The organism is Flagellimonas sp., from assembly GCF_965601775.1.
Lineage (GTDB): Bacteria > Bacteroidota > Bacteroidia > Flavobacteriales > Flavobacteriaceae > Flagellimonas.
In genome coordinates, this window is sequence record NZ_OZ271837.1 from 609,740 (window position 1) to 623,774 (window position 14,035).

At 42.1% G+C, this 14,035-nt stretch carries 11 protein-coding genes; 9 read left to right on the forward strand and 2 right to left on the reverse strand.

Translation table 11 applies throughout. The features are described 5' to 3' along the window. Positions 1–53: 53 nt before the first annotated feature. On the reverse strand, positions 54–377 hold the full coding sequence (locus ACSLUF_RS02965; protein WP_435624645.1) for an ArsR/SmtB family transcription factor: 324 nt from the start codon (positions 375–377) through the stop codon (positions 54–56). A 193-nt stretch (positions 378–570) separates the two neighbouring features. Between ACSLUF_RS02965 and ACSLUF_RS02970 the strand changes: the two genes are divergently transcribed. The 4 genes from ACSLUF_RS02970 (at position 571) to infB (ending at position 5,988) form a co-directional block, all read left to right on the forward strand. Further along, entirely contained in the window at positions 571–1,437 is an 867-nt protein-coding gene (locus tag ACSLUF_RS02970) for a M57 family metalloprotease (protein WP_435624646.1), read from the forward strand. Positions 1,438–1,529: 92 nt separating this feature from the next. Next, positions 1,530–1,991, forward strand: a complete 462-nt coding sequence (rimP, locus tag ACSLUF_RS02975; RefSeq protein ID WP_435624647.1) for a ribosome assembly cofactor RimP — start codon at positions 1,530–1,532, stop codon at positions 1,989–1,991. A 12-nt stretch (positions 1,992–2,003) separates the two neighbouring features. After that, positions 2,004–3,236, forward strand: a complete 1,233-nt coding sequence (gene nusA, locus ACSLUF_RS02980; protein ID WP_435624648.1) for a transcription termination factor NusA — start codon at positions 2,004–2,006, stop codon at positions 3,234–3,236. A 43-nt stretch (positions 3,237–3,279) separates the two neighbouring features. Further along, entirely contained in the window at positions 3,280–5,988 is a 2,709-nt protein-coding gene (gene infB / locus ACSLUF_RS02985; protein ID WP_435624649.1) for a translation initiation factor IF-2, read from the forward strand. Between the two features lie 24 nt (positions 5,989–6,012). On the opposite strand, the gene ACSLUF_RS02990 is transcribed toward infB, so the two are convergent. Beyond that, positions 6,013–6,387 carry an SPOR domain-containing protein gene (locus ACSLUF_RS02990; RefSeq protein WP_435624650.1) on the reverse strand — a complete coding sequence of 125 codons (375 nt, stop codon included), beginning with the start codon at positions 6,385–6,387 and terminating at the stop codon, positions 6,013–6,015. Positions 6,388–6,624: 237 nt separating this feature from the next. On the opposite strand from ACSLUF_RS02990, the gene ACSLUF_RS02995 reads away from it, so the two are divergent. The 5 genes from ACSLUF_RS02995 to ACSLUF_RS03015 are packed head-to-tail and all read left to right on the forward strand — an operon-like array spanning position 6,625 to position 14,021. Beyond that, positions 6,625–7,986, forward strand: a complete 1,362-nt coding sequence (locus ACSLUF_RS02995; RefSeq protein ID WP_435624651.1) for a c-type cytochrome — start codon at positions 6,625–6,627, stop codon at positions 7,984–7,986. A 29-nt stretch (positions 7,987–8,015) separates the two neighbouring features. Beyond that, positions 8,016–11,141 carry a TAT-variant-translocated molybdopterin oxidoreductase gene (locus ACSLUF_RS03000; protein WP_435624652.1) on the forward strand — a complete coding sequence of 1,042 codons (3,126 nt, stop codon included), beginning with the start codon at positions 8,016–8,018 and terminating at the stop codon, positions 11,139–11,141. 33 nt (positions 11,142–11,174) lie between these two features. Then, positions 11,175–12,917 carry an NrfD/PsrC family molybdoenzyme membrane anchor subunit gene (nrfD, locus tag ACSLUF_RS03005; RefSeq protein WP_435624653.1) on the forward strand — a complete coding sequence of 581 codons (1,743 nt, stop codon included), beginning with the start codon at positions 11,175–11,177 and terminating at the stop codon, positions 12,915–12,917. A gap of 2 nt (positions 12,918–12,919) precedes the next feature. Then, positions 12,920–13,444 carry a DUF3341 domain-containing protein gene (locus ACSLUF_RS03010; RefSeq protein WP_435624654.1) on the forward strand — a complete coding sequence of 175 codons (525 nt, stop codon included), beginning with the start codon at positions 12,920–12,922 and terminating at the stop codon, positions 13,442–13,444. A 4-nt stretch (positions 13,445–13,448) separates the two neighbouring features. Further along, the gene (locus ACSLUF_RS03015) at positions 13,449–14,021 is read left to right on the forward strand and encodes a c-type cytochrome (protein WP_435625864.1); all 573 of its coding nucleotides are present in this window, start codon (positions 13,449–13,451) and stop codon (positions 14,019–14,021) included. Positions 14,022–14,035: the final 14 nt, after the last annotated feature.

Below are 14,035 nucleotides of genomic sequence, written 5' to 3' on the forward strand. Positions count from 1 at the left end.
CAAACCTAGAAAACCCAAAAGGGATTTAACAGCAAATTAATACTTAGGCGGAGTTACAGTTTTAGGGATTCCCGAAATTCTTCCAGCAATTCTTTATTGAGGGTATAAAAGGTAAACTTGTCTTTGCTTTCCGTGATAAAAAGACCAGCTTCCTTTAGGATTTTTACATGTTGCGAAATAGTGCTCTGCGAATAATCGAACATTTGAACAAGGTCCTTATTACAGGTTACGTTATCAACTCCCCGACCGTAATTTTTGGTGCTTAGGTAGCGCACTAATGCCATTCGTAGAGGGTGTGCCAGGGCATTCGCCACTAGGGCTACTTTGTGATCCGTCTCGTTAATATAATTGCTGGTAATCTCAGCCCTAATCCTCATTCATATCGTTTACTACAAATATACAATATTATTGAGAGTTGGCTCATAGAATCAGACCAAGGGCTAAGGCCGCAATTAGAAGGATGTAAATTTAATTTCTATCATAATTTGTTAACAAAATGCTAATTACTTCAAAAAATGTAGTAAATTACTTATGAATTTTAACCTATTTATTAACTAGATTCTACATTTTATGAGACGAATTAAAATGGTATCTGGTGCCTTAACGATGCTTTTTGCCCTAAACGCATGTGATAAGGACTCCATTGATACGCAAACGACCCCGCAAACTAGTATTGAAACCTCTGAAGTCCTTGAAGCTCCAAAATTGGAGATAACGGAAGAAGTAACCGATGTATTCAAAAGCAATTATTTTAATGTTGGAGAAGTAAAAATTGTGGACTTCCATCTACCGGATGGTACAGTAGAGCAGCGGTATGGAATTGAAAATGATATTGCAATCTCAAAGGAACAGTTTGACTACATTGCCTCTCTAGACCGTTCGGTGGGACAGTACCACACCAATAATCTTGTGAACCCCAGAACATTGACTATTATTGGCTATACAGGTAGTCCATTTGCCTTATCGAGTAAAGAGCGTACCGCGCTACAATGGGCTGTAAACAACTACAATCGATTGAACCTAAGCATAAGGTTGAATCTGACCTTCGGGACCAATTTTGGTGATAAGGACATGGTAGTGTACAACAATACCATCAACAATCCTGGCCGAAGTGGTGGAGTTGCTGGTTTTCCAAGTGCTGGCAATCCAAATAAGTTCATACAGATTTATGGATTGAGTGGATTCTCTACCAATGTGAATGAGCATGTGATTACCCACGAGATAGGGCATTCCATAGGGTTTAGGCACACGGATTGGTTTAGTAGGCAAAGCTGCGGTGAAAATGTCAATGAGGGTGTGGCTCCTTTTGGTGCCAATCCAATACCTGGAACACCTACGGGCTTTGACCCAACATCGCTTATGTTGGCATGTTTTAACAGTGGCGTGGATGGTGAGTTTAATAGCAATGACATTACGGCTTTGAACTTTTTGTACTAAGACGTTTTATTTATATATTTGCACCACTGAACGGATAAGGATATTCATGAGGGGACTTCGAGTCCCCTCTTTTATTACTTATACTTGATTCTATGTTGAAGGAAAAAGTCACCAAATTATTGGAAAGGGCATTGGAAGCACATCCTTCCTTGTTCTTGATAGATTTTACAGTGGGAGGAGATAACACCATTAAAGTGGTAATTGACGGGGATGAAGGTGTAAATCTCAAAGATTGCATGAATATCAGCCGGGCAATTGAACATAATTTGGATAGGGAAGAAGAGGACTTTTCTTTAGAAGTTACTTCTGCGGGAGCCACTTCACCACTTCAACTACCAAGACAGTATAAGAAGAACTTGGGAAGAAAATTAAAGGTCAAAACTTCAAGCGAGGAGTTTGAAGGGGACCTGGCCCAAGTAACAGAAGCACATATTACCCTTGAATGGAAGGCACGTGAGCCTAAACCAGTAGGAAAGGGAAAGGTAACGGTTCAGAAACAACAGGATATTGTGTTTTCTGAAATTGAAGAAGCAAAAGTTGTATTAAAATTTTAATGTAGTTCAAAAATGGAAAACCTAGCGCTCATCGAATCCTTTTCGGAATTTAAGGACGATAAGTTTATTGATAGGGTTACCCTAATGGCAATTTTGGAGGAAGTGTTCCGAAGTGCCTTAAAGCGGAAATTTGGTTCTGATGAGAATTTCGATATCATCATCAACCCCGATAAAGGGGATTTGGAAATCTGGAGAAACCGTATTGTAGTTGAAGATGGAGCGGTTGAAGAACCCAATGAGGAAATTTCTTTGAGCGAGGCGAGAAAAATTGAGCCCGATTTTGAGGTAGGCGAAGATGTGTCCGAAGAAGTGAAGTTGATGGACTTGGGACGTCGTGCTATTTTAGCGTTACGTCAGAATCTGATTTCTAAGATTCATGAGCATGACAATACCACTATATATAAACAATTTAAGGACTTAGAAGGTGAGATTTATACCGCTGAGGTACATCACATTCGTCATAAGGCCATTATTTTGTTGGATGATGAAGGAAATGAAATCATTCTTCCCAAGGAAAAACAGATACCTTCCGATTTCTTCAGAAAAGGAGACAATGTTCGTGGTGTTATCGAAAGTGTAGAATTAAAAGGGAACAAACCGGCTATAATCATGTCGAGGACTTCACCGATATTCTTGGAGCAATTATTCTTCCAGGAAATTCCTGAAGTATTTGATGGCTTGATTACCATTAAAAAAGCAGTTCGTATCCCAGGAGAAAAAGCCAAGGTTGCGGTTGATTCCTATGATGATAGAATTGACCCGGTTGGTGCCTGTGTAGGAATGAAAGGTTCCAGAATACATGGCATTGTGCGCGAACTGGGGAACGAAAATATTGATGTAATAAATTGGACCAACAATTCACAGTTGATGGTAACTCGGGCGTTAAGTCCGGCAAGAGTATCTTCCGTTAAATTGAATGACGAGAAGAAAACAGCTCAGGTATACCTAAAGCCAGAGGAGGTTTCCAAGGCGATTGGTAGAGGAGGTCACAACATCCGACTAGCAGGACAACTCACTGGTTATGAAATCGATGTGTTCCGTGAAGGTGTGGAAGAAGATGTGGAATTGACGGAATTCTCAGATGAGATAGAAAGCTGGGTAATTGAAGAGTTCAAAAAGATTGGTTTGGATACAGCACGTAGTGTGTTGGAACAAGATGTGGAGGATTTAATAAAACGTACTGATTTGGAGGATGAAACCGTCCATGATGTAGTTCGTATCCTCAAAGAAGAGTTTGAAGATTAAACTAGTATATTAGCACCGAATTTAAGGGCAGGAAAAAGTATATATGGCAGGAAACCCAACAATACGACTTAATAAAGTTCTGAGAGAGCTGAACATTTCATTGGACAGGGCTGTGGATCATTTGGCATCCCAGGGCCACGATATTGAGGCGCGTCCAACCACTAAAATCAGTGATGAAGTGTATCAGGTCTTGTTGGATGAGTTTCAAACGGATAAGAGCAAAAAAGTTGCTTCCAAAGAGGTCGGGGAAGAAAAACGGAAGGAGAAGGAAGCGCTTCGAATCCAGATGGAACAAGAACAGGAAGAACGCCGATTGGCCAGAGAGAGAAGAAATGCAGAAAACCAAGTAATCAAGGCAAAAGCAGAGCTCTCCGGACCTAAAACTGTAGGTAAAATTGAGTTGGATAAGAAGCCTGAAGCTTCTGAGCCCGTTGAGGAGGCGCCAAAAGAAAGTGCTCCTGAGGTGAGTGCCCCGGACGTTCAGGTTGAAGAGACCAAACCGGTTGAAAAAGCTCCCGAAGCTCAGCCAAAAGTTGAGGAGCAATCCGAAACGGAAACGGAAACGGAAAAAGAATCTGAAACCATTCAGACGCAATATAAAAAGCTCTCTGGACCAAAGATTACCGGTGACAAAATTGATCTTTCCAAGTTTGAAAGACCCAAAAAGAAGAAAGAAGAGCCTAAAAAGGAAACAACCGCCTCAGATAGTAATGCTGATAGAAAAAAGCGTAGAAAACGTATCGTCAGTAAAACTGGACCGCAACCTGGAGGAAATCGTAATGGTAACCGAGGAAACAACGGTCAAAATAGAAGAGGTGGACAAAGAAGTACTGCTCCGAAAGTAGAACCTACCGAAGAAGAAGTACAAAAGCAGGTTAGAGAGACCCTTGAAAAACTTCAAGGGAAAACCAACAAAGGAAAGGGAGCCAAATACCGAAGAGAAAAAAGAGATCAACATAGGCAGCAAACCGAAAAGGACCTTGAACAACAGGAACTGGAAAGCAAGATTCTTAAAGTTACCGAGTTCGTTACGGTAAATGAGGTGGCTACCATGATGAATGTTTCGACTACGGAAATTATTTCAGCATGTATGTCGTTGGGTATCATGATGACCATGAACCAAAGATTGGATGCGGAGACCCTTTCTATTGTTGCTGATGAGTTCGGATATCAAGTAGAGTTTGTTACTGCGGAGATCGAAGAATCCATCGAAGAAGTTGAGGATGCTCCAGAAGACTTAAAACCAAGAGCACCGATTGTGACAGTAATGGGTCACGTTGATCACGGTAAAACATCTTTGCTGGATTACATTCGGGAAGAGAATGTAATTGCCGGTGAAAGTGGTGGTATTACCCAACATATCGGAGCCTATGGGGTAACCCTCGAAGATGGTCAAAAAATAGCATTCTTGGATACACCTGGTCACGAAGCCTTTACCGCGATGCGTGCCCGTGGTGCGCAAGTAACAGATATTGCGATTATTGTGGTTGCGGCGGATGATGATATCATGCCTCAGACCAAGGAAGCGATTAGTCATGCTCAAGCAGCCGGAGTTCCTATAGTTTTCGCCATCAATAAGATTGATAAGCCTACGGCAAACCCAGATAAGATTAAGGAAGGACTTGCCGCCATGAACCTTTTGGTTGAAGATTGGGGTGGAAAAATCCAATCCCATGATATTTCTGCCAAAACGGGACAGGGAGTGAACGAGCTTCTCGAAAAGGTACTGTTGGAAGCAGAGCTATTGGAGCTTAAAGCCAATCCGGATAGACTAGCTTCAGGAACGGTTGTGGAAGCTTTCCTAGACAAAGGAAGAGGGTATGTCTCTACGGTTTTGGTTCAGGCGGGTACCATGGAAATAGGGGATTATGTGTTGGCAGGTACTTGTAGTGGTAAAGTAAAAGCCATGCAGGATGAACGCGGAAAGGACATTAAAAAAGCTGGACCTGCCACTCCAGTATCCATTCTAGGATTGGATGGTGCTCCCCAAGCCGGTGACCGATTTAACGTGCTTGAGGATGAGCGTGAGGCAAAACAGATTGCAGCGAAGCGTTCTCAGTTACAACGTGAGCAGTCGGTTAGAACCCAACGGCATATTACATTGGATGAAATTGGACGAAGAATTGCGCTGGGAGACTTTAAAGAGCTCAACATTATCCTGAAAGGGGATGTGGATGGTTCTGTTGAGGCCTTGACAGACTCGTTCCAAAAATTATCCACAGACGAAATTCAAGTTAACATCATACATAAGGCTGTAGGTGCCATCACGGAATCTGATGTGTTATTGGCAAGTGCTTCTGACGCGATTATTATTGGATTCAACGTTCGACCTATGGGTAATGCCAGAGCAGTTGCTGATAAGGAAGAAATAGACATCCGTATGTATTCCATTATTTATGACGCCATCAACGATTTGAAGGATGCCATGGAGGGTATGTTGTCACCGGAAATCAAGGAAGAGATTACAGGTAATGCCGAAATACGTGAAACCTTTAAGATTTCCAAGATTGGTACTATTGCAGGATGTATGGTAACCAGTGGTAAAGTCTTTAGAAACTCCCAAATTCGTTTGATTCGGGATGGTGTAGTCATTCTTACTGGAGAATTAGCTTCCCTAAAACGATTTAAGGACGATGTGAAGGAGGTATCCAAAGGATATGACTGTGGATTGCAAATCAAAAATTACAATGACATCAAGGAAGGAGATATTGTAGAAGCCTTCCAAGAAGTTGCAGTTAAGAAAACACTTTAAAAAAACCCGCACTAGCGGGTTTTTTTATTTTCTCTCTTTTTTTTCCGGTTTCAAAAGGAAGGCATCTGGATACTTTTGCCGTACTTCCAAAAGCTTGCGCTCAGCTTCCAATTTAGTTTTGAATTTGCCCAAACGAACTCGATAGGTTGGAGACTCAAATTCAATTTTAGAGTGCCATCCTGGAAAATCCTGATCGATGCGAGTCTTCAGATTCTGAGCCTTTTGATAACTGCCGAAACCGACCTGAATTTGATAAAATTCGGCCTTAGAATTGACCGAAGCATACACTTTTAACAACTCATCTATTTTAGGGTCTTGTTCAATAGTGATACTACCATTTTGGGCATGAACACCTACACTAAAAAGCGTTAAACACCCTAAAAACACTAGACTTTTCATACAATGAAGTTTTCTTAAAATTTGGGACATGTACAAATGTAATTTTTTAATAATTAAACAAGTAGCGACAGTATTATTTAGAATAATTATAAATTATGATTTATAAATCCCTTAACATTTCAAAAAATGGCGCTATGTCTTACTTTTGTGTCCAATTTTTAATACGGAGAAACTCTCTCTTTATTGCTGTAAAGTAGAAAAAACCGTACCAAAAATTTCGATAGAAATTACGCCAGTATGAAAAAGGTTTTATACCGCCAACTATTAGTAAAAGCTTTAGGTCTTTCTTTCCTACTTTTTTCAACTTCATTTTATTCACAAGAAGAGGCTGCTGCAGAAGAAACCGCGGTGGAGGAGTCCAGTGCTGCTGGAGGTGATGCTGCAAAAGGGAAACAGTTGTTCAATCAGAACTGTGCAGCTTGCCATGCCTTGAATCGAAAAATGACCGGGCCTGCTCTGGCAAATGTGGAAACAAGACTATACGACGACGAAGGATTGGATAAGGAGTGGTTGTATGCTTGGATTAAGAACAGTGCCGGAATGATTGCCTCGGGTGATGCTTATGCGAACAAGATTTACGCAGAGTACAACCAAGCCGCCATGACGGCCTTTCCTACGCTCAGCAATCAGGATATAGATGACATTTTAGCATATACCGCTGCTCCCCCTCCGGCGCCTGCGACAACTGCTGTTGCCGTGGCTGATGGAGATGGCACCGCGAGTTCTGGAGGAATTTCCAACGAAATCATCCTTGGGGCGCTAGCCTTGGTTTTTGGTCTTTTGGTAGTTATGTTGATTTTGGTCAACAATACCTTGAGAAGAATTGCAGAAGCCAATGGTGTAATCCTGGAAAAAGCCAAAGCAGAAAAGCGACTGCCACTATGGAAAGCCTTTGCCCAAAATCAGTTCTTGGTATTGGTCAGTGCAATTTTCCTGCTATTGGCTAGTGCTTATTTTGCCTATGGATGGATGATGCAGGTTGGAGTGGACCAAGGGTATGCACCTATTCAACCCATCCATTATTCGCACAAAATACACGCCGGAGATAATAAGATTGAATGTAAATACTGTCACTCTTCTTCCAGGGTTTCCAAGCATTCCGGAATACCTTCCTTGAACGTTTGTATGAATTGCCACAAATCCATTTATGAATATACTGGCAATCCGGAAGGTCCAAGTGCCGAGGATTTGGCAAATGGGTATACCAATGAGTTCTACACCGGTGAAATCAAGAAATTGTACAAAGCTGTTGGTTGGGACGAGGAAAATCAAAGATATACCGGGGAATCCCAGCCTGTGGAATGGGTAAGAATTCACAACTTACCGGATTTTGCATATTTCAACCACTCCCAACACGTATCCGTCGCTGGTATCGAATGCCAAACTTGTCACGGACCAGTTGAGGAAATGGAAATCATGTATCAATATTCACCGCTCACCATGGGTTGGTGTATCAATTGTCACCGTGAAACCAATGTTAAGGTTGAAGGGAACGAATATTACGAAGCTATCCACGCTGAACTTTCCAAGAAGTATGGTGTTGAGGAATTGACTGCTGCTATGATGGGTGGTCTAGAATGTGGAAAGTGTCACTATTAATATAAGAAGATAAATCTCAGAGATATCGTATGGCATCAAACAAGAAATACTGGAAGAACGAAGCGGAACTAAATCCGAACGATTCCATTGTTGAGACGCTAAAACAAAACGAATTCACGGAACACATCCCGGTTGATGAGTTTTTGGGAGACAAGGAAAACTTGTCCACTTCAACAACAAATAGAAGGGACTTTTTGAAATATGTAGGGTTCAGTACGGCTGCTGCTGCTGTAGCGGCTTGCGAAGGGCCTGTTCATAAATCCATTCCTTACGTTTTTCAACCCAACAATATAGTACCTGGTGTTGCTAATTATTACGCAACCACTATTGCCGATGGATATGATTTTGCCAGTATTTTGGTAAAAACCCGAGAGGGTAGACCCATCAAGATTGAAAACAATACAGATGCCAAAGTAAATGGAGGAGCCAATGCAAGGGTTCAGGCCTCAGTACTGTCATTATATGATAGCACTCGAGTTCAAGGCCCTACCGCAAATGGTGAGCCGGTTGAATGGAAGGTGTTGGATGCAACGGTTCGTGCCAAATTGGGAAGTTTGGCGAACTCCAACAAGCAAATTGCCTTGTTGACTCAAACCTATGCTAGTCCTTCTACGGCCCGTTTGATAGCAGAATTCAAAGAAAAATATCCTAATACGAACCATGTTGTTTATGATGCTATTTCCGAAGATGCGGCATTAAATGCTTTTAATGCGATGTATGGGGAAAGAGCTTTGGCAGACTACGATTTTGAAAAAGCTGAACTTATCATCTCTTTTGGAGCTGACTTTTTAGGAGATTGGCAAGGTGGTGGATACGACAGTGGGTATGCAAAAGGACGAGTTCCCAAAAATGGAAAAATGTCCAAGCACATCCAGTTGGAAGGAAACATGTCTTTGTCAGGAGCTAATGCTGACAAGAGATATCCCATGTCATCGGCTAAGCAAAAGATTGCTCTGGCCAAGTTGTATGGCAAATTGAATGGCAGTAATGTGGGTGGTGGTACCTCGGATGTAGACGGCGCAGTTGATAGTTTGGTAGCCCAGATTCGCAAGGCAGGTAGCAAAGCTGTAGTAGTAACCGGTCTGAACGACATCAATGCGCAGATGGTTGTTTTGGCAATCAACAAATTGCTTTCCAGTGAATCATTTGATGTTGAGAGTCCTAAATACGTACGTCAAGGTGATTCAGCTAAAGTGGCCAAGTTGGTTGCTGATATGAATGCTGGTAGAGTAGGTGTTTTGATTACGGATGGCGTTAACCCTGCATACACCTTACCAAATGCTGATGAATTTGTTGCTGGTCTGGAAAAAGTGGATGTCACGGTAAGTTTCTCCTTTAATAATGATGAAACTGCCCAAGCTTCAAAGTATGTTGCAGCAGCTTCCCATTACCTAGAATCTTGGGGGGATGTACAAACTAAAAAAGGTCATTACAGTTTAACCCAGCCAGCGATACGCGAGCTATTTGATACAAGACAATTTCAATCTGCCCTGTTGACTTGGATGGGTAGTGATAAAACATATTACGAATACATTCGTGAGACTTGGGATGCTGAAATTCTACAAGGAGGAAGTTGGAACAAAGCACTGCAAGATGGTGTTTTTGCCGCAACAGCTCCTATCATGGAAGATGAGGTAGTTCAAGATGCCCCTACGGAAGAAACGGAGGAAGTAGAATCCACTATGACGTCCATTACGGCCGCGGTTCGCTCCTTGGTGAATGCTACAAGTGGTAGTGGTCCGGAATTGATTTTATACTCTAAGGTTGGAATGGGTGATGGAAAACAAGCTGCCAACCCTTGGTTGCAAGAGTTTCCAGACCCAATTTCAAGAGTGTCTTGGGATAATTACCTTACGGTTTCCAAAGCTGACGCCACTGAGTGGGGATTAGAAAACGAAAATGTTGCGAATGGAGGCCTTGACGGTAGCTACGTAAAATTAACTGTTGATGGAACGGTACTTGAAAACGTTCCGGTAATCATTCAACCCGGTCAGGCCCCAGGTACTGTGGGACTTGCCTTTGGATATGGAAGAAAAGCAGGCATGAAAGCCGAAATGGCTACTGGTGTTAATGCTTTCTCCTTATATAAGAATTTCACTGAAACACAGTCTGTAAATATTGAGAAGACTTCAGGGATGCATGAGTTTGCCTGTGTTCAGTTACACAAGACCATGATGGGTCGTGGAGATATCATCAAGGAAACCACGCTTGAAATCTTTAATACAAAAGATAAACATGAGTGGAACCATATTCCTGAGGTGTCTTTGAATCACCAGGAAATTCCTGTTACCTCTCCTGATGCAGATTTATGGCAAGAATTTGACAGGTCTATTGGGCACCATTTCAATATGTCCATTGACTTAAATGCCTGTACTGGATGTGGGGCATGTGTGATTGCATGTCATGCAGAAAACAACGTTCCGGTTGTTGGTAAGGAAGAAGTGCGCCGTTCAAGAGATATGCACTGGTTACGTATTGATAGATACTATTCTTCAGAAGAAACCTTTGAGCAGGATAATGAAAAGAAAGATGGACTGGAAGGACTTTGGGGTGATAATGGTGCCTTAGGTGGTTTTGGAGAAATGGAAGACCCTTCTACCAATCCACAGGTGGCATTCCAGCCGGTTATGTGTCAGCACTGTAACCACGCACCTTGTGAAACGGTATGTCCTGTAGCAGCAACAGCTCACAGCAGACAAGGTCAGAACCATATGGCCTACAACCGATGCGTAGGAACAAGATATTGTGCCAATAACTGTCCGTACAAAGTACGTCGATTCAATTGGTTCCTATATAGTGACAATGATGAGTTTGACTTCAACATGAATAACGATTTGGGCAAAATGGTAATCAATCCAGATGTCAACGTACGTTCAAGAGGGGTCATGGAAAAATGCTCTATGTGTATTCAGATGACACAAAAAACCATTTTGGATGCGAAGCGTGAAGGTCGAGTGATTAAGGATGGAGAATTCCAAACAGCTTGTTCTTCTGCGTGTAGTTCAGGTGCTATCATTTTTGGAGATGTTAATGACGACCATAGTAAAGTGGCAGAGTTGAAGGAAGATGATAGAATGTATCACTTGTTGGAGCACGTTGGAACCAAACCTAATGTATTCTATCACGTAAAAGTGAGAAATACAAACGAGGCATAATCAATAAATAAGAAAGTAACTAGAAAATAAATTATGGCGTCGCATTACGAAGCACCTATTCGAAAGCCCCTAGTACTGGGAGATAAGGGATACCATGATGTAACCGTGGACATTGCCCGCCCTGTTGAGGGAAAGGCCAATAAGCACTGGTGGATTGTATTCAGTATTGCCCTGGTAGCCTTTTTATGGGGTCTAGGTTGTATCATTTACACGATTTCAACCGGAATCGGGGTCTGGGGTCTCAATAAGACCGTAAACTGGGCCTGGGATATTACCAACTTCGTATGGTGGGTGGGTATTGGTCACGCAGGGACCTTGATTTCTGCTGTACTTTTACTGTTTAGGCAAAAATGGAGAATGGCCATTAACCGTTCCGCGGAAGCAATGACCATTTTCTCAGTAATTCAGGCCGGTTTGTTCCCAATCATTCACATGGGACGTCCTTGGTTGGCTTATTGGGTACTGCCTATTCCAAACCAATTTGGTTCACTTTGGGTAAACTTCAATTCACCACTGCTTTGGGATGTATTTGCGATTTCTACGTATCTATCAGTATCGTTAGTATTCTGGTGGACAGGATTGCTTCCTGATTTCGCTATGATTCGCGATAGAGCAGTAAAGCCATTCCAAAAGAAAATATATAGCCTATTAAGTTTCGGATGGACAGGTAGAGCTAAAGATTGGCAGCGGTTTGAGGAAGTTTCCTTGGTATTGGCTGGTTTGGCCACTCCTTTGGTACTTTCTGTGCATACCATTGTATCCTTTGACTTCGCCACATCGGTGATTCCAGGATGGCACACAACCATCTTCCCACCATACTTCGTTGCTGGTGCAATTTTCTCAGGATTCGCCATGGTACAGACCCTTCTTATTATTATGAGGAAGGTATGTAGCCTTGAGGCATACATTACTGTACAACACATCGAACTGATGAACATTGTAATCATGATTACAGGTTCCATTGTAGGGTGTGCATATATTACAGAGCTGTTCATTGCATGGTATTCCGGTGTGGAATATGAACAATATGCTTTCTTGAATAGGGCTACTGGACCTTATTGGTGGGCATACTGGTCCATGATGACCTGTAATGTGTTCTCTCCACAGTTTATGTGGTTCAAAAAACTAAGAACTAGCATCATGTTCTCCTTCTTTATTTCCATTGTGGTGAATATTGGAATGTGGTTTGAGCGTTTTGTGATTATCGTGACTTCCTTGCACAGGGACTATTTACCCTCTTCTTGGACGATGTTCTCCCCAACTTTTGTGGATATTGGAATTTTTATTGGAACTATTGGATTCTTCTTTGTGTTGTTCCTTTTGTATTCGAGAACCTTCCCGGTAATTGCCCAGGCAGAAGTAAAATCAATCATGAAGGCTTCTGGCGAACGTTTCAAAAGGCTTCGTGAAGAAGGAAAACCATTATACACGAAACCAACCAATGGGGTGATTATTGAAGTTGATGTTGAGGAAACAGCGGAAGAGACGGAAGCTGCCGGTGGTTTTTCAGGCGCTCCGGTAATGCAATTACTAAGTTCTATTGGCAGTTTCGATACCAGCACCCAAAATCCGGATGATTTGAAAAAGGTAAAGGGAATCGGGCCATTGATGGAAAAAACATTGAATAAAATTGGAATTTTTTCCTTCCTACAAGTAAGTAAGATGACGGAGAGAGAGTACAATCTTTTGGATTCTATTACAGGCTCATTCCCAGGAAGAGCACAACGCGATGATTGGGCAGGACAGGCTAAAGGACTAATTAATTTAGATAAGTAATCATGGCAGCAACAACATTCAAAGCGATTTACAACGACGATGACGTGTTAATGAACGCTGTCAAGAAGATTCGTTCCGAGAAATATCATATTGAAGAGGTCTATACACCTTTTCCGGTGCACGGTCTGGACAAAGCCATGGGCTTGGCCGATACTCGTATCGCCATTACGTCATTCATGTATGGATGTTTGGGCTTGGCAGTGGCAATCACCATGATGAATTATATTATGATTGAGGATTGGCCACAAGATATTGGTGGTAAACCGAGCTTCAGTTATTTGGAAAATATGCCTGCTTTCGTTCCAATTATGTTCGAGATGACGGTTTTCTTTGCGGCACACCTTATGGTAATCACCTTCTACCTAAGAAGTAGAATGTGGCCTTTTAAAAAAGCGGAGAATCCAGATGTAAGGACCACCGATGACCACTTTTTGGTTGAAGTCGAAGTGGGGGATGATGAAGAAGCATTGAAAAGTTTATTGTTGGAAACCGGTGCTGTTGAAGTACATGTTCCCAAAAAAAAGTAATATGATGATCAAAACTTTTGGTAAAGTATTTTCTGTTCTGGCTTTTGTTCTACTGTTGAGCTCCTGTTTCAATAAGAACAGCCCAAATTACCAATACATGCCAAACATGTACGAATCTGTTGGGTATGAAACCTATGAAGGCGTAGACAATGGTTTGTTCCCAGAAGGGACTGAGGCAATGCTTCCGCCGGAAAACACCATTAATAGGGAGACGCTGCCATACGAGTTCGATAACTCCATCGAAGGAAAGGAACTGGCCAGATTACAACCCAGCCCGTTGGATTCTTTGGATATGGAAGCCAACTTAGCCAAGGGAAAGGAACTATACGATATCTATTGTGCCATCTGCCACGGTAATAAAGGAGCAGGCCAAGGTACTTTGGTAAAACGCGAAAAAATATTGGGTGTTCCTAGTTATGATGACGTTGCGCGGAACATAACCGTGGGTAGCACCTACCATACCATGTATTATGGATTAAATTCCATGGGCTCCTACGCCTCGCAGATGGAAAATGAGACCGAACTTTGGCAAGTTGCGGAATATGTGATGAAATTAAAGGAAGACCTAACCAAATAATAGGATAGCAAACT